This is a genomic window from Cellulosimicrobium cellulans (assembly GCF_042723955.1).
GTDB lineage: Bacteria > Actinomycetota > Actinomycetes > Actinomycetales > Cellulomonadaceae > Cellulosimicrobium > Cellulosimicrobium cellulans_H.
The window spans coordinates 1-16,644 of the sequence record NZ_JBHXIC010000025.1 but is presented as its reverse complement, the minus strand read 5'-3'; the positions used below and the strand labels follow the sequence as shown (position 1 = coordinate 16,644).

The 16,644-nt window shown below is 73.6% G+C and carries 11 protein-coding genes; 4 read left to right on the top strand and 7 right to left on the bottom strand.

The window, feature by feature from the left end; translation table 11 throughout:
- The first annotated feature begins 76 nt into the window (after positions 1-76).
- Positions 77-508, top strand: a complete 432-nt coding sequence (locus ACFWH7_RS09120; protein ID WP_378216183.1) for an STAS domain-containing protein — start codon at positions 77-79, stop codon at positions 506-508.
- Positions 509-680: 172 nt separating this feature from the next.
- Here the strand turns inward: ACFWH7_RS09120 and fbaA are convergent, their stop codons facing one another.
- The 3 genes from fbaA to ACFWH7_RS09105 all read right to left on the bottom strand — a co-directional run bounded on the left by fbaA (position 681) and on the right by ACFWH7_RS09105 (position 4,491).
- Positions 681-1,703, bottom strand: a complete 1,023-nt coding sequence (gene fbaA, locus ACFWH7_RS09115) for a class II fructose-bisphosphate aldolase (protein WP_378216182.1) — start codon at positions 1,701-1,703, stop codon at positions 681-683.
- Between the two features lie 110 nt (positions 1,704-1,813).
- Positions 1,814-2,479 carry a TrmH family RNA methyltransferase gene (locus ACFWH7_RS09110; protein WP_378216216.1) on the bottom strand — a complete coding sequence of 222 codons (666 nt, stop codon included), beginning with the start codon at positions 2,477-2,479 and terminating at the stop codon, positions 1,814-1,816.
- Positions 2,480-2,574: 95 nt separating this feature from the next.
- Complete coding sequence (locus tag ACFWH7_RS09105; RefSeq protein WP_378216181.1) at positions 2,575-4,491, bottom strand: undecaprenyl phosphate translocase family protein; 1,917 nt, start codon at positions 4,489-4,491, stop codon at positions 2,575-2,577.
- Positions 4,492-4,592: 101 nt separating this feature from the next.
- On the opposite strand from ACFWH7_RS09105, the gene ACFWH7_RS09100 reads away from it, so the two are divergent.
- Positions 4,593-5,333: an HAD-IIA family hydrolase gene (locus ACFWH7_RS09100; RefSeq protein ID WP_378216215.1), complete on the top strand. Its 741-nt coding sequence runs from the start codon at positions 4,593-4,595 to the stop codon at positions 5,331-5,333.
- A 12-nt stretch (positions 5,334-5,345) separates the two neighbouring features.
- Here ACFWH7_RS09100 and ACFWH7_RS09095 read toward each other — a convergent pair whose 3' ends face one another.
- The 3 genes from ACFWH7_RS09095 to ACFWH7_RS09085 all read right to left on the bottom strand — a co-directional run bounded on the left by ACFWH7_RS09095 (position 5,346) and on the right by ACFWH7_RS09085 (position 11,743).
- Positions 5,346-10,139: an HtaA domain-containing protein gene (locus ACFWH7_RS09095; RefSeq protein ID WP_378216180.1), complete on the bottom strand. Its 4,794-nt coding sequence runs from the start codon at positions 10,137-10,139 to the stop codon at positions 5,346-5,348.
- 214 nt (positions 10,140-10,353) lie between these two features.
- Positions 10,354-10,941, bottom strand: coding sequence for an orotate phosphoribosyltransferase (gene pyrE, locus ACFWH7_RS09090; protein WP_369799781.1), 588 nt, complete (start codon positions 10,939-10,941; stop codon positions 10,354-10,356).
- A gap of 37 nt (positions 10,942-10,978) precedes the next feature.
- The gene (locus ACFWH7_RS09085; protein WP_378216179.1) at positions 10,979-11,743 is read right to left on the bottom strand and encodes an SDR family NAD(P)-dependent oxidoreductase; all 765 of its coding nucleotides are present in this window, start codon (positions 11,741-11,743) and stop codon (positions 10,979-10,981) included.
- 72 nt (positions 11,744-11,815) lie between these two features.
- On the opposite strand from ACFWH7_RS09085, the gene ACFWH7_RS09080 reads away from it, so the two are divergent.
- Positions 11,816-12,601, top strand: a complete 786-nt coding sequence (locus tag ACFWH7_RS09080) for an exodeoxyribonuclease III (RefSeq protein WP_378216178.1) — start codon at positions 11,816-11,818, stop codon at positions 12,599-12,601.
- 58 nt (positions 12,602-12,659) lie between these two features.
- Here the strand turns inward: ACFWH7_RS09080 and ACFWH7_RS09075 are convergent, their stop codons facing one another.
- Positions 12,660-15,713 (bottom strand): carbohydrate binding domain-containing protein, encoded by a 3,054-nt coding sequence (locus ACFWH7_RS09075; protein ID WP_378216177.1) that lies wholly within the window; start codon positions 15,711-15,713, stop codon positions 12,660-12,662.
- A 184-nt stretch (positions 15,714-15,897) separates the two neighbouring features.
- Here ACFWH7_RS09075 and ACFWH7_RS09070 point away from each other — a divergent pair, with 184 nt between their 5' ends.
- Positions 15,898-16,512 (top strand): DUF4190 domain-containing protein, encoded by a 615-nt coding sequence (locus ACFWH7_RS09070; protein WP_378216176.1) that lies wholly within the window; start codon positions 15,898-15,900, stop codon positions 16,510-16,512.
- Positions 16,513-16,644 lie beyond the last annotated feature (132 nt).

Here is a 16,644-nt window from a genome sequence, read left to right as displayed (position 1 = left end):
CCCGACTGGACATTCAACCGTAGATTGGTGCTTCCCGAGACCGGAACGGGTCGGGACCACGCAGAGAGGAGCGCCGGTGCGCGAAGGTACACCCTCGGCCGCCGACCGTCCGGTCGGCGTCGCCGGCGACCCCGCAGGGGCGGGCGACCCCGCGAGCGTGCACGTCATCGTGGGGACGACGCGCGCCCGCATCGTGCTGTCGGGAGAGATCGACGCCGACCTCGGTGCCGACCTTCAGGAGGCGACCGCCGCGGCGGAGGACTCCGGGCTCCCGGTCGAGATCGACGCGCACCACGTGACCTTCATGGACTCGTCCGGTGTGGCGTTCCTCGCACGTCTCGCCTCGCGCGGCCCGCACCGGGTCCGCGTCCTGCGCGCCCCGCCGACGGTCCGGTTCCTCCTCGAGGTGACCCGCATCGGCGAGCTGCTCGACATCGTCGACGTGGACCCCGGCTTCGACCTCGACGAGCCGTCGAGCAAGAGCAACGGCTCCGACGCCACGGACTGAGGTCGCCGCGCACCGCACGGTCACGACCCGCCGGCACGGGTCACGACCTACCGGCACTACGGGACGGCCGCCTCGAGCCCGGCGTCACGAACGACGACGAAGGCCCCCGGTCCGTACGGACCGGGGGCCTTCGGTGCACCCGGAGCCGGCTCGCCGCCGGCTCCTGCGGGCGTCAGCGGATCTTGTTGCCCGCCGAGCGCAGCTGCTGCGACGCCTCGATGATGCGGGCGGCCATGCCGGCCTCGGCCAGCTTGCCCCAGGCGCGCGGGTCGTAGGCCTTCTTGTTGCCGACCTCGCCGTCGACCTTCAGGACGCCGTCGTAGTTCGAGAACATGTGGCCGACGACCGGACGCGTGAACGCGTACTGCGTGTCGGTGTCGATGTTCATCTTGATGACGCCGAAGTCGACCGCGGCCGAGATCTCCTCGGCCGTGGAGCCGGAGCCGCCGTGGAAGACGAGGTCGAACGGGTTCGCCTTGCCGACCTTCGCGCCGACGGCCTCCTGGATCTCCTTGAGGATCTCCGGGCGGAGCTTGACCGCGCCCGGCTTGTACACGCCGTGCACGTTGCCGAACGTGAGGGCCGTCAGGTAGCGGCCCTTCTCGCCCGTGCCGAGCGCCGCGATCGTCGCGAGGCCGTCCTCCACCGTGGTGTAGAGCTTCTCGTTGATCTCGGCCTCGTGGCCGTCCTCCTCGCCGCCGACGACGCCGACCTCGATCTCGAGGATCGTGCGCGCCGCCTGCGAGAGCTCGAGGAGCTCGGCGGCGATGGTGAGGTTCTCGTCCAGCGGGACGTCCGAGCCGTCGTACATGTGCGACTGGAACGTCGGCAGGCCGCCGTTCTTCACCTGCTCGGCCTCGATGGCCAGGAGCGGGCGGACCCAGGAGTCGAGGTTCTTCTTGACGCAGTGGTCGGTGTGGATCGCGATCTGCACCGGGTAGTTCTTCGCGACCTCGCGCGCGTACGCCGCGAGCGCGAGCGAACCGGCGATGCGGTCCTTGACCGTCGAACCCGAGCCGTACTCGGCGCCGCCCACGGAGACCTGGATGATGCCGTCGGACTCGGCCTCGGCAAAGCCCTGGAGCGCGGCGGTGATGGTCTGCGACGAGGTGATGTTGACGGCCGGGTAGGCGAACGAGCCTGCCTTCGCCCGGTCGATCATCTCGGCGTAGACCTCGGGGGTAGCGATGGGCATGCGAAGCTCCTGTGGAGTCGTGCGGGGTGGACTGTCGGGTCAAAGTCTGGCACGGATGAGAGCGTGGACGTCAGGGCCGTTCGACCTGTGGTCGCCCGGTGACCACGGTTCTACGTGGCCGTGCCGTCCGGCCGCAGGTGCTGGGCCGCCCACGCGTGCAGGGCGATCGCGCCCGCCGCGCCGGCGTTGATCGAGCGGGTCGAGCCGTGCTGGGTGATGTGCAGGACGTCGCGGCACGCGGCGACCGCCTCGGGCGTCAGCCCCGTCGACTCCTGGCCGAGCAGCAGCACGCACGACGCGGGCAGCGCGTACCCCTCGATCGGGACGGAGCCCGGGAGGTTGTCGACGCCCAGGAGGGGCAGCCCCTCTCCCGCGGCCCACGCCGCGAGGTCGTCGACGGACGCGTGGTGGTGCACGTGCAGGTAGCGGTCGGTGACCATCGCGCCGCGGCGGTTCCACCGGCGCCGCCCGACGACGTGCACGCCCGCCGCGTTGAACGCGTTCGCCGTCCGCACCACGGACCCGATGTTGAGGTCGTGCGCCCAGTTCTCGATCGCGACGTGCAGCGAGCGTCCCGGGTCGCGGCGTGCGTCGAGGTCCGCCACGACGGCCTCGACCGTCCAGTACCGGTAGGCGTCGACGACGTTGCGCCGGTCCCCGTGCGCGAGCAGCTCGGGGTCGTAGCGGGGGTCGAGGCGGGACGTCCCGAGCGGGCCCTCGGGGTCCGGGACGCGCGGCCACGCGTCCGGCCCCCCGGGCCAGGGCCCGACCCCCACCTCGCGCTCCTCGGTGCGCTCGTCCGTGCGCTCGCCGTCGGACCCGACGGCGGGCCGCGCCTCGGGCGGCTCCGCGCGCACCCCGTCGGACGACGTCACGCACGCTCCCGGAGCCACTCGCGGTAGGTGAGCGTCCCGTAGCGGTGGTCGGGCACGAGGTGGTGGCCCGCACGGAAGAACTCGCCCAGCGGGCCGGGCAGCGGCACGCCGACGACCGGGCGGCGCGAGCCGTGCGCAGCGCGCCACGCCTGTGCCATGTCCCGGGCATCGAGGACCTCGGGGCCGCCGATCGTCACGGTCGTCGCCTCCGGTCCGGGCCCCGGCACCCCGCCCCCGGGCGGCGTCCCCTCGGCGGCGTCGACGAGCGCCCGCGCGACATCGTCGAGCGCGATGGGCTGGAACCGCACCCCGCGCGGCACGGGCAGCAGGCCGAGGCGCGCCCACCGGCCGAGCCGCCCGTCGCGCCCGAGGAACAGCTCGAGGAACTCGTGGAACTGCGTCGCGCGCACGACCGTCGTCGGGACGCCGCCCGACGACAGGACGCGCTCCTGCTCCGCCTTCGCGCGGTAGTACCCGTAGTCGCCCTGGTCGACGTTCACGATGGACAGCACGACGAGGCGCCCGACGCCCGCGCGGTGCGCGGCCCCGGCAAGGCGTCGCGCACCGACGGTGAAGACCTTCATCGCACCGGGCGTCTGCCCGTTGCTCGCGTCGACCACCGCGTCCACGTCGGCGAGCGCGTCGCCGAGCGCGTGGGAGACCGCGACGTCGTCGGCGTCGAGGAGGTCCGCGCGGTGGTGCGTGGCGCCCCGGACCCGTGCCGCGCCGTCGGGCACGTGCCGCGAGACCACCCGCACCTCGTGGCCACGGGCCACGGCCTCCCGCACGACGGCGCTCCCCGCCGCGCCGGTGCCACCGACCACCGCGACCGTCGCCACGGTCAGCCCCGCGCCGCCGCGCGCCCGGCGGCGCGCCCCACCCACACCAACACCCCCCCCCCCCCCCCCCCCCCCCCCACCCGCGCCCCCGCCCACCGCACCCCGCCGCGCCCCGCCCCCCGCGCCCCCCCGCGACTCCCAGACCATCGCCGCCAGCACGACCGCCGCCCCCGAGAGCGCGAGCAGCAGCGGGACGACGACCGACCCCGTCGGCGCGAGGAGCGTGCCGTCCTCCTCCTGCCACGGCCACAGCGCGCGCAGAGAACCCACCATGAGGCCCGCGAGGACCGCCATCGTGCCCTGTCGCCGGTGGTGCAGGAGCCACTGCAACAGCTTGACGAAGCACCCGAGCCCGACGGCGGCACCCAGCGCGAACACCCCCACGAACGCCAGGTCCCGGTCCGAGAGCGCCTGCTGCACGGGGACGTAGAGCCCCATCGCGAGCAGGACGAACGAGCCGGAGACGCCGGGCAGGACGAGCGCGTTGATCGCGACCGCCGCGCCGAGGAACACGAACCACAGCGACGGGTCGTCGACCTGTCCGGGCGGCAGGCTCGTGAGGAGGAAGCCCGCGACGGCTGCCACGGCCATCAGCACCCCGTCGAGCACGCGGAACCGCCCGGGCATGAGGCGCAGCGGCACGGCGACCGAGACCACGATCATGCCGAAGAACACCGAGCGCACGGGGACGGGGTGCGACTCGAGCAGGGGCGCGATCAGGCGCAGCGAGAGGAGCAGCACCACGACCATCCCGAGGAGCACCGGGACGAGCAGGGGCCAGTCCACGGCGCGCAGGGTCCGCAGGGCCGCGCCGGTCCCGCGTCGCCGGACGAGCCCGGTGACGAGCTCCCTGCCGCCGTGCAGCACCTGGCCGGCCGCGTCGATGAGGTCGTCGTAGAGGCCGACGACGAGCGCGATGGTCCCTCCTGAGATCCCGGGGACCGACTCCGCGGCGCCGACGAGCCCGCCGCGGACCGCGGAGACCGGCGCCGACCGCCACGAGGTGCGCGGGCGCGCGAGGTGCGCGGGGTGGTCGGCGTGCTCGGTGTGCTCCGTGGGGGGCGTGTTCGTCACCCGCGAAGGGTAGCCGGTCGGCCAGTAGGCTGGCCGAGGCACCATCCCGGCAGAAGGAGCGCAGAGTGACCGAGCGGACCATCGAGTCGTGGCTCACCGACATGGACGGCGTGCTCGTCCACGAGGGCCACGCGATCCCCGGCGCCCCGGAGTTCGTCCGGGCGCTGCGCGACAAGGGGCGCCCGTTCCTCGTCCTCACGAACAACTCGATCTTCACGGCCCGCGACCTGCGCGCGCGGCTCGCGACGTCGGGCATCGAGGTGCCCGAGGACGCGATCTGGACGTCCGCGCTCGCGACCGCGCAGTTCCTGCACGACCAGGTGCCGGGCGGCAGCGCGTACGCGATCGGCGAGGCAGGCCTGACGACGGCCCTCTACGAGGCGGGGTACACGCTCACCGAGTCCGACCCGGACTACGTCGTGCTCGGGGAGACGCGCACGTACTCGTTCGAGGCCATCACCAAGGCGGTGCGCCTCATCCGCGGCGGGTCGCGCTTCATCTGCACGAACCCGGACACGACCGGCCCGTCCCAGGAGGGCCCGCTGCCCGCGACGGGCGCCGTCGCGGCCATGATCACGGCGGCGACGGGCCGCAAGCCGTACTTCGTCGGCAAGCCCAACCCCATGATGTTCCGCTCCGCGCTCAACCGGATCGACGCCCACTCGGAGAAGACGGCGATGATCGGCGACCGCATGGACACCGACGTCGTCGCGGGCATCGAGGCCGGGCTGTACACGTACCTCGTCATGACGGGGTCGACGAAGATGTCCGACGTCGACCGGTTCCCGTTCCGCCCGAGCAAGGTCGTCGACTCCGTCGCGGACCTCGTCGACCTGGTCTGAGCCTCCCCCCGCTCACGCACGACGACGCCGCACGGTCAGGATCGCCCCGCCCGTGAGCAGCAGGGTCGCGGCGAGGAGCGCGAGGCTGCCCGCGTCCGTCCCGGTCGAGGCGAGCGCGCCGGAGTACGCGTCGCACTCGACGTCGCCGCCGATCGGGAAGCTGAACGTCACGGGCGAGAGCGCCGTGCCGGCCTCGTAGAACCCGGCGAACGCCTTCGCCCCGGCGGCCGTGAGGGTCGCGGGAGCACCGCTCCACGTGATCGTGGAGCCCGACGACGACTTCTTGCCCGACAGGTCCAGGCTCGCGAACGCGACGCCGTTCGACGAGGACTTGTCGCCCTCCATGTCGCTGCTCTGGACGTCGACCACGAGCGTGCCCGACGAGCCGTCCACGACGACGCGCGGGTTGCTGATCCGCAGGTCGAGGATGCCCTCGTGGCCGGAGAACGACACCGAGCCGCCGAAGCTGGCGCGCCCCTTGCCGAGGTCCGTGTTGACCGAGCCCTTGCCGCCGCTCCACGTGAACGCCGAGCCGCCGTCGCGCACGCCGCTCGTCGAGACCGAGCCCTTCGCGATCGGGCCGGTGACGTACGCGCGGAACCGGTCGCTCACGCCCCACGAGAGGATCGCGCCGTTGACGCCCTGCGCGAAGCACTGCTCCGCCGCGCTGCCCGACCCCGTGCCGGTGCCGGTCGTGCCGGCGCCGACGATCGTGATGGGCGCGGACGCCGTGTGGTCCGCACCGATCAGCAGCAGCGTGTGCTCGCCCGGGGCGACGTCCTGCGGGATCGTCACCGTCGAGCTCGCGGCGCCGCCGGCGTTCGCCGTGGTCCCCGTCGCGAGCGTGCGAGGCGTCGAGCGGATCTCCGTGCGGATCCCCGTCTCGCTCGCACCGAACCCGACGCCGCTGATCGTGACCTCGTCACCCGGACGGGCCTGCGACACCGAGAGGGTCGCCTTCGCCGGGTCCGCCGGCGTCCCCGGCGTCCCGGTGCCCGGGGTGCCGATGGAGCCACCGTCACCGGGGCCTGTCGACGTCGCGCCGACGGTGAAGGTCACCGGGTCGAGCGCGGTGCCGGCAGGGTAGAAGCCGGAGAACGCGAGCGAGCCGTCGGCCGTGAGCGTCGCCGCGGCCTTCGTGTAGGTCACGGCCCCGTCCGCGCCCGTCGTCGGCGCACCGAGCGCGAGCGTCGCGAAGACGACGCCCTGTCGGTCGAACGTCGAGCCGTCGAGCCCCGTCGAGCGCGCGTCCACGAGCAGGCGACCCGCACCCGGTCCGGTGACGTCGACGACCGGGTTCGTCAGCGCGAGGTCCAGCGCGCCCGAGTGGCCCGTGAAGCGGACCGTGCCGGAGTACTTCACGCTGCCCCGCCCGCTCGCAGCGGTCCACGTGCCGCCGTCGGCCTGGCCGAACCGGAAGAGACCGTCGACCACGGCCGCGCCGGACGACGCCGACGCCCCGCCGGCCGCGACCGGGCCGACGATGTAGCTGCGGAACGACTCCTTGACGCCCCACGTCAGGGAGCCTGCCGTCGTCGGGACCGACTGCTTCGTCGTCACCGTGACCGTGACCGGCGACGAGACCGAACCGACGAACGCGGTGCTGTCCGCCGGGACGAACGTCGCCGACACGGCGTGCGACCCGGGCGCGAGACCGGTCGCCCGGTACGACGCGACGCCGTCGACGACCGTCGCCGTACCGAGCGTCGTGTCCCCGGCGGTGAATCGGACCGTGCCGGCCGCCTTCGGGGTGACCGTCGCCGTGAACGTCACGGCCGCACCCTCGACGACCGAGGTCGTCGAGGAGGCGAGGGCAGTCGTGGTCGGCCAGGCCTCCGGCGCGGGCTGGCGCACCGCGACCGGGGTGAACGTGTCGAGGCTGCGGTCGGTCACCGAGAGGCCGTGCGCCGCCGAGGTCGCGACCACGTACTCCGTCGACGGGTCGAACGAGCCCGCCGGGACGGTCAGCGTCGTCGTGAACGCGCCGTCGACCACCTGCTGCGGCATGACCCAGGCGAGCTGGAGCCAGCCCGTCGCGACGAGCGGGCCCGAGCCGTCCCAGATCGACGCGTCGCCGACCAGCACGTACGCGCCGAACCGCGCGCCGTCGCCGACGAACCCGGTGCCCGAGACCGTGAAGGTGTTCTCCACCGCCGGGTCCACGGGAGCGGACGGCGACACCGTCACCGTCGGGGTGGGCTCCGGAGCGACGGCCGAGACGGTGAGCGACGTGCTGCCGGTCACGCCGAGCTCGGACGTCACGACGACGGGGACGGAACCCACGGCGGCGTCGGCCGGGACCGTGAGGAGGATCGTGGCGCCGTCACGCGAGTAGGTCGCGGCCTTGCCCCCGAACGTCACACCCTTGACGACGTCGCCCTCGACGAGGCCGTCCACGGCGAGCCGCACGGTGCCGCCGGGCTCGACGGTCGTCGCGGCGGGCGTCACCGTGAGCGACGCGGGTACGTCGAACGCGACCGGGGCGAAGAGCTCCTGGTCCGCGTTGACGGCGCCACCCGCGGGGTAGGTGTAGACGCCGTAGCGCCCACCCTCCAGCGCCGCGGGGTTCTTCACGACGAGGCGCGCCTCGAACGTGCCGTCCTCGGCGATCTCGGTCCAGGCCGCGCGGATCGCCCCCTGGTACTGCGGCGGGACCTGGTCCAGGACGGAGGCCGCGAGTGCCCACGACTGCGAACCCACCTTGCGCGCCGACCCCTTGGCGCCCTCCGACGGACGCCACTCCTCCGCGAAGGACCCGAACACGACGTACGTGCCCTGGGGGAGCGTCGCGGGGATCGGCATGCCGTAGCCCCCGACGTTGGCCGCCGGGTCGAAGCCCGAGCCCTTGACGACGATCGTGTCGCCGACCTCGACGGAGGAGTCACCGAGCGGCGTGGTGCCGTCCGCGGCGTAGACGTCGATGGCGGGCTCCCACGCGGGGACCTCGTCCTCGCCGAACGCGAGGGTGACCGGTGCCGTCTTCTTGGCCTCGGCGTTCGCGTCGTTCGGGCCGCTCGCGGCGAAGTGCGCGCGCTGGCCCGTCGGCTCGAGGTAGGCGAGAAGAGCGTCCGTGTACTGCTGCGCCGACGACGTCACGACGACCCGGCCGGTGCCGAGCGCCTGCGGGTCGACGGTGAACGTCGCGACGTCGAGCCGCGTCGCGGCGGACGAGTCGGCCGCGTCCGTGAGGTTGTCCCACGACACGGCGGCGGACAGCACGCCGTGCCCCGCCTCGTCGACGCGCGCCGTGAGGTCCTCGAGCTGGAGCCAGTAGAACGGCGTGTTGCCCGCGTACGTGTTCTTCCACGTGAGGCGGACCGCGCCGGACAGGGTCAGGTCCGTGTCGCCGTCGGTCTGCGCCACCGCGGTGACGGGGAACCCGAACGTGCCATCGACCGTGACGCCGCCCGTGACCTGCTTGTCGTTGTAGTACGAGTAGACGCGGTCGGAGACCTTCCACGAGACGGTGCCGTGCGTCGTCCCCGGCTCGGCGATCCGCGGGAAGGGCGCGCTGACGGGCTCCTGGGGCGCCGGCTGCTGCACCGCGACCGGGGTGAAGGTGTCGAGGCTGCGGTCGGTCGCGGAGAGCCAGTGCGCCGCCGACGTCGCGACCACGTACTCCTTCGCCGGGTCGAACGACCCCGCCGGAACGGTCAGGGTCGTGGTGAACGCGCCGTCGACCACCCGCGCCGCCGGGACGTGGCCCTGCGCGAGCCAGCCCGTCGACACCAGCGGGCCGCTGCCGTCCCAGATCGACTTCTCGCCGATCAGCACGTACGCGCCGTTCGCCGCGCCCGCGCCCACGAACCCGGTCCCCGAGACCGTGAACGTGCTCTCCACCGCCGGGTCGACCGAGGTCGACGGCGACACCGTCACCGTCGGGTCCACCGTGGGCTCCGGCTCCGGCTCGGGCTCGGCGGCGACCACCGAGTGCTCGACGCCCGCCGAGGTCGAGGCGACGAAGGCTGCCGGGTCGGCGGGCGTGAAGAGGGCGCTGAGCTCGTGCGCACCCACGGCGAGGGTCGTCGTCTCCAGGCGCGCGACGCCGTCGGACACCGACGCTGTGCCGAGCGAGGTGCCGCCGTCGCGGAACTCGACCGTGCCCGCGGCGGCGGGTGCGACGGTCGCGGTGAGCGCGACGGCGGACCCCGCCACCGAGGTCTTCGCCGGCGACGCGGCGAGCGTCGTCGCCGTGGGGACGGCCGGCGCGGCAGGCGCGGGAGCCGTCACCGTCGCGGTCAGGGTCGAGATCGCCCGACCGTCGTAGAGGGACAGGTACGAGGACACGGCACCGAGCGACCCGATGGATCCGTTCGCGACGAACGTCACCTGGTCGCCGGAGCGCGTCGCGCTCACGGTGACGTCGGCGACCTTCTCGTCCTGTCCCCGGCCCGGCTCGACCGTCCCGCCGAAGTCGGCGCGCAGGGTCCCGGAACCGTTCCCCGTGAGCTCGAGCGTGACGTCGGAGATCGTGAGGTCGAGCTGCCCGTCGTGGCCCTCGTAGCGGGTCGAGCCACCCAGACGGACGGAGCCGGTCCCGCTCGCCTCGTCGTAGGTCCCGCCGGCGGGTCCGTACACGGACTTCCCGCCCTGCGGATCCGGCGTGATCGTGCCGTGGGCGATGGGGCCGGTGACGTACGAGGCCCACGAGTCGACGAAGTTCCAGGTGGCGGAGCCACCCTGGATCTCCGCGGGCGCGGCCTGGGCCGGGGCGGAGACCCCGGCGACGGTCAGGCCGCCGGCGAGCGCCGCGGCGAGGAACGAGGCGAGGCCGCGGCGGACGCGTCTCGACGGTGAAGTGCGCACAAGGTCTCCCGTGCTGGTCCGTGCGTGTCCCGGCAGGGGCGGGACGGCGGGGTGGGGCGGGCGATCGGACGCGCCGCCGTGACGGACCATATAAGGGTCGCCTCACCAAAGCAAGGTAAGCCTGACCTATCTTGGTGTGACGCGCGCCTCTCGCACGACGACGCCCCGCGGCACGGGCCACGGAGCGTCGTCGGGAAGAGCGCGGGGTGACGGTTCAGGCGAGGCCGAGGTCCTCCAGGCTGAACAGGAAGTGGTACGGCACGCCGAGCGCCTCGATCTTCTCGCCGGCACCCGTCGCGCGGTCGACGATCGTCGCGACACCGACGACCTCGCCGCCCGCGGCGCGCACGGCCTCGATCGCCGTGATGGGCGACCCGCCCGTCGTGGTGGTGTCCTCGACGACGACGACCTTGCGGCCGGCGACGTCCGGGCCCTCGATCTGCCGCTGCATGCCGTGCGCCTTGGCCGCCTTGCGCACCACGAACGCGTCGAGGTCCTGCCCGCGCGAGGCCGCGGCGTGCAGGAGCGCGGTCGCGATGGGGTCCGCCCCGAGGGTCAGCCCGCCGACGGCGTCGACCTCGGCCGTGCCGAGCCCGCGCTCCTCGAGGAGGTCGAGGAGCTGGTGCCCGATGAGCGGCGCCGCGCGGTGGTGCAGCGTCACGCGCCGCAGGTCGACGTAGTAGTCCGCCTCCTTGCCCGAGGAGAGCGTCACCCGACCGTGCACGACGGCGAGCTCGCGGATGAGGGCGAGCAGCTGCTCGCGGGGCGTGTCGGCGAGCGTCGAGCCCAGATCACTAGTCACGACGGCCAGGGTAGTCGGCCCGACCGTGGTGCCGTGCTCAGCGGTACTTGCCGATCGCCCGGACGGCCGAGCGCGGCATCGCCCGCAGTGCGGCCGACGCGACGCGGTAGCGCACCGACGGGGTCGAGATGACGACGCCGCGCCGCACGTCCGCGAGCGCCGTCGCGACCACACGGTCGGCGTCGAGCCACGCCAGGTCCGGCAGGACGGACTTGTCGATGCCCGCGCGGTCGTGGAACTCCGTGTGCGTGAAGCCCGGGCGCAGCACGGTCGCAGTGACCCCGGTGCCGTGGAGCTCGACGGCGAGGCCCTCCGTGAACGAGCGCACCCACGCCTTCGCGGCCGCGTACGTGCCGCCGGCGGTGAGGGCCGCGACGGACGCGACGTTGAGGATCGCGCCCCGCCCCCGCGCGGTCATCTGACCGGCGGCGGCGTGGGACAGGACCAGGACGGCACGCACCATGACGTCGAGGGCCCGGAGCTCGACGTCGAGGTCGCCGTCCACGAAGTGCTGCTGGGTCGCGAATCCGGCGTTGTTGACGAGCAGCCCGACCGGGCGCTCGTCCGAGCCGCCGGTCGAGGCGAGGCGCGTGGCCACGCGCGCGACGTCGTCGGCCACCGAGAGGTCCGCGGGGAGGACCTGGACCCGCACGCCCGCGGCGGCCCGGATCTGGCCCGCGACCTCCTCGAGGCGTGCCTCGTCGCGCGCGACGAGCACGAGGTCGTGCCGCGCCGTGGCGAGCTGCCACGCGAACTCCAGGCCCAGGCCGGCGCTCGCGCCGGTGATGAGTGCTGTCGCCATGGCCACAGCCTACGGGCGGCGGAGCGGGATACCGCCCGCCACACGGCGGCCGGCGTCGGTACGGTGGAGCCCGTGCGCCTCGCGACCTGGAACATCAACTCCGTCCGTGCCCGGGTCGACCGGGCGATCGCCTTCCTCGAGCGGACGGGGACCGACGTCCTCGCCCTCCAGGAGACCAAGTGCGCCGACGCGCAGTTCCCCGTCGCGCCGTTCGAGGCGGCGGGGTACGAGGTCGCGCACGTGGGCGTGAACCAGTGGAACGGCGTCGCGGTGGTCTCGCGCGTCGGTCTGGACGACGTCGAGACCTCCTTCCCGGGCCAGCCCGCCTTCGGCGAGAAGGTCGAGGCCCGCGCGCTGGGCGCGACGTGCGGCGGCGTGCGCGTGTGGAGCCTGTACGTCCCGCACGGCCGCGAGGTCGGCGACCCGCACTACGCGTACAAGCTGCGCTGGCTCGACGAGCTGCGCGGCCGGGCCGAGGGCTGGCTCGCGGACGACCCCGCGACGCAGGTCGCGCTGGTCGGGGACTGGAACGTCGCGCCGCTCGACACCGACGTGTGGGACGTCGCGTACTTCGCGGGCAAGACGCACGTGACGCCGGCCGAGCGCGACGCCTTCGCGGCGTTCGGCGCCGCCGGGTACACCGAGGTCACGCGGGAGGCGATCCCCGCCGAGCACACCTACACGTACTGGGACTACCAGCGGCTGCGCTTCCCGCGGAACGAGGGCATGCGGATCGACTTCGCCTACCTCTCCCCCGCCGCCCGCGCCCGCGTGACCGGCGTGACGATCGACCGCGACGAGCGCAAGGGCAAGGGCGCGTCGGACCACGTGCCGGTCGTCGTCGACCTCGGGGACTGAGCGCCCGTCCCCGCCCGCGGCGCACGGCCGCGGGCGGGACGGTCGAGCCTCTCCGGAGCTACTTCAGGTACGGGCCAGCCTGCCCGACCTTGCCCGGCGCGGGGTTGCCCGGGAGGTCGAGGACGTACGCGCGCAGGTTGCCCTTGCCCGGTGCGGGGACCGTCAGGGTCCCGGTCGTCACGACCTTCCGGTCGCCCGTCACGGCGTCCACGTAGGTGCCGTTCGGGACGCGGGAGAAGGTCGCGGCGTCGGTCACCGTGACGAGCACGAAGCTGTCCACGGCGCCCTCGGTGAACCGGCGCTTGTAGGCCATGTTCCCCTGCACGCCGACCGTCGAGTACTGCCCCTTCTGCAGCGCCGGCACGGCGCGACGGATCTGGTTGAGCCGCTGCACGTGCTGGACGAGCGGCTTCCGGAGCGTCTGCGCGACCGCGCCCGACGCGGACTCCACGACGCCGAAGTCGCTCGCCACGACGTCACCCGCGAGGTGGTCCCCGTAGTACGCGCGCCCGGTGGTCGCGAGCGGGCACGTCGGACCGCAGTCGATCGGCTTGCCCGCCTGGAACTCGATCTCCGAGCCGTAGTAGAGCGTCGGGATGCCCCGGAACGTCCACATGAGGCTCATATTCTCCGCCCACGCGTCGGTGCCGCCGGTGTAGCGCACGGTCGACTTGTTGGGCCCGTAGTCGTGCGAGTCGACGTACACGACGTTGTACGTCGCGTCGTTGTACGAGTCGTCCGAGTCCTTGCCGTTGTGGTACGCGTTGCCCGCGTCCCCGAAGTTCATGTGCATGCGCATGTCGATGACGTTCATGCCCGAGAACTTCGAGTGGTCGGGCGCGTGGTACGTGTTGCCGTCGGCGCCGCCGAGGAACGCGTTGTCCGACGTCGGCTGGTTGCCCGTGCCCAGGAGGTTCTCGTACTGGAACTGCTCGGCGGCCGCCACGACGTCGTCCAGCGAGTACTCCGTGCGCTCCTTCCACGTGTAGAACTGCGCGGAGTGGTTCACGGAGCCGCGGTTCCACTTGTCGTTGACGAACGCCGCGACCTCGCCGAAGACGTAGAAGTCCTTGCCCTTCTCGCCGTGCGTCGCGACGGCGTGCTCCTGGATCGCGGGCAGGAAGTGCCGGTTCCACATGACGCGCGGGACGTGCACGGCGGTGTCGACGCGGAAGCCGTCGACGCCCATGTCGATGTACCGGTTGTAGGCGTCGATCAGGTACTGCTGCACCTCGGCGTTCTCGGTGTTGAGGTCGGCGAGGTCGTCGTGCAGCCAGCAGTCCTGCGCGTCCTTGCCCTCCCAGTTCCCGATCCAGCACTGGTGGTAGAGGTTCGACGGGAACATGCCCGACGTCGGCGACGGCCACTGGCAGTGGTGGATCTGGAAACCCTCCGGGCTCCTGTGCTGGGTGGGCGTGCCGAACCCGGAGCACGTGCTCCCCGCCGGGGCCGTCGTCGACCACAGGTCGCCGTTGTACGTGCGGCCCTTCGCGAGCGCGTTCTGCGCGGCGGTGAGGGTCGGGTCGTTCCCGTCGTTCTCCTCCGTCGGGTCGTACTCGCGCCCCTGCTCCTTCGCCGAGTACATCCAGTCCCACTGCCCGTCGCGCGCGCCCCACACGGTCGGCACGAACAGGCCCTTGGCGCCCCAGCGCGACGAGTGGTTGTACACGACGTCCTGGTAGATCTTGATGCCCTTCGCGTGCGCCGCGTCGATGAGCTCCTGGTAGGAGGCGCCCGGCGTCTCGAGCCGCGGGTCCACCCGGAAGAAGTCCCAGCCGTGGTAGCCGTGGAAGTCGTAGTCGGAGCGGTTGAGCACCACCGGCGTGATCCAGATCGCCGAGAAGCCGAGGCCCTTGACGTAGTCCAGCTTGTCGATCAGCCCCTGGAAGTCGCCGCGGAACATCGGGTCGTCGTTCGCCGCGTTGCCCGACTTCACGTGCTGCGACCCGCCGCGGTTGTTCTCGCTCACGCCGTCGTTGAAGCGCGCGGTCATGACGAAGTAGATCGCGTCCTCGCGCGGGTCCCCGCCGAGCGGCTCGCCCGTCGTGCCCGGGTCGACGACGGGCTTCGTCCCCGTCGTGACGGCGACGGGCGCGCTCGCCGCCGAGCGGTTCCCGGCGGCGTCGACCGCCGTCACGGTGTACGTGTACGCGGTCCGCTCGAGCAGCCCGACGTCCGTCGCCGACGCGGTCGTGACGTCCCGCGTCACGGTGCCCGCTCCCCCGGTGCGGGTGAGGGTGTACCCGGTGACGCCCGTGTCGTCCGTCGCGGCGTCCCACGAGACCGTGACCCGGACGCCGTCGGCCGTCGCGACGACTCCCGACGGGACGCTCGGCGCCTGCGTGTCCGGCTCCTCGGGGACGTCTGGACCGCACGGGCTCTCCGCGACGGGCGCGAGGACGCCGCCCGAGACCGTCTGCGGTCCCGCGGCGTAGCGGTAGTTGCCTCCGCCGTCGTTGTCCCACCGCCCGGCGCCGTCGTTGAAGACGACCTGGCCGCCGCTCGCCTCGCCGAGGTCGATCGTGTGCGAGAACCAGCCCGCGCACGCGGCGGTCATCGGCGTGCCCGGGACGCTCGTCCACGCGCCCGAGCCCACCTGGTAGTGGATCCTCGGCGCGGCCCACGACGTCGCGTAGTAGATCGTCGCGGTCGGGTCGGTCGGGCCGGTCGGGTCCGTCGGGTCGGTGGGGTCGGTGCCGCACGGCGACGTGCCCGTGGTGAGCGCGCCGTCCCGCACGACGACCGTCCCCGCGCCCGCGCGGTAGTTGGCGCCCCGGTTGTTGTCCCACGTCCCGGCGCCGTCGTTGAAGGTGAGCTGCACCCCCGACGCCGCGCCGAGGTCGATCTCGGCCGTGAGCCAGCCCGTGCAGGCGTCCGCCATCGGGACGCCGGGGACCGCCGTCCACGCGGCGCCGTCGACGCCGTAGTGGACGTTCGTCACCGTCCAGCCCGGGCGGTCGGGGTAGTAGACGGTCGTCGTGGCGGTCGTCGCCGTCGTCGTCGCGCTCGGCGCCGCGACGGCGCTCAGGCCGGCCGCTCCCGGCAGGGCGACGGCGAGGGCCAGGGCCCCCGCCAGGCGTGCCCGCGACCTTGCGAGCCTCGTTGTTCGCATCGGTGATCCTCCGTGTCGTGCCCCGGCGTCGGTGCCGGGACGTCGGCCGCCGGTCCGCGTGCCGCCGTCGTGGAGGACGCACCCTGGCTGTACCGTTGCTGCAAGATGTAGCAACATTTGCGATGCCTTACAAGAGCCTGTTCATACGGCGGACGGCGCGCCGCCCCGTCGCTACGGTGTGTCCATGACCACGCCCCCCGTCCCGCCGTACGGGTCGCCCGACGAACCCGTCGACCCGTACGCCGCCCCGCGCCCGCACCAGCCGCCGCTCACCCCGTACAACCCGCCGACCGACGCCACCGCCCCGGCGCCGGAGCAGGGCGGCTTCGTCGCGCCGTCCGGGGCGGGCGGCGGGTACCCGGGCACGCCGGCGCCCGGGACGGGAACCGCCTACGGCGCGCCCGCCGCTCCGGTCGGGCAGGGGTCGCCCTACGGCCCGGGCACCGCACCTGCGTACGGCTCCGCACCGGGCGGCGGGTACCCGCCGTCGGACCCGGCCGCCTACCCCGGGTCCCCCGGCTACGGCGCCTACCCGCCCCCGTACGGGTCCGTGTACACGGCGCCGCCGCGGACGAACGGGCTGGCGCTCGCGTCGATGATCGTCTCGATCGCGAGCCTCGTGGTCTGCGCGGGCTTCCCCGGGATCGTCGGGCTCGTGCTCGGGATCGTCGCGCTCAACCAGGTGATGCGTGACGGCACGCGCGGGCGCGGGTTCGCCGTCACCGGCATCGTCGTGGGCGCCGTCTGCACGGTGTTCGCGATGTTCATCGTGCTCGCCGCGACCCTGAGCGACTCGTAGCCGTGGCCGACGACGACCTGTTCGCCCCGCCCGGCGGCCCGGCCGGCCCGCCCCGGCCGCCGGCCCCGGTCCCGCCCCCGCCGGCGGGGGCCCCGGCCCCGCCCCACGCCCCGGTACCCGCGGGGTGCCCGG

Coding starts and splice junctions, on each gene's coding strand:
- ACFWH7_RS09085 (WP_378216179.1), bottom strand. CDS start 11,743: ATGGCGACAGCACTCATCACCGGCGCGAGCGCCGGCCTGGGCCTGGAG.
- ACFWH7_RS09070 (WP_378216176.1), top strand. CDS start 15,898: ATGACCACGCCCCCCGTCCCGCCGTACGGGTCGCCCGACGAACCCGTC.
- fbaA (WP_378216182.1), bottom strand. CDS start 1,703: ATGCCCATCGCTACCCCCGAGGTCTACGCCGAGATGATCGACCGGGCG.
- ACFWH7_RS09100 (WP_378216215.1), top strand. CDS start 4,593: ATGGACGGCGTGCTCGTCCACGAGGGCCACGCGATCCCCGGCGCCCCG.
- ACFWH7_RS09075 (WP_378216177.1), bottom strand. CDS start 15,713: ATGCGAACAACGAGGCTCGCAAGGTCGCGGGCACGCCTGGCGGGGGCC.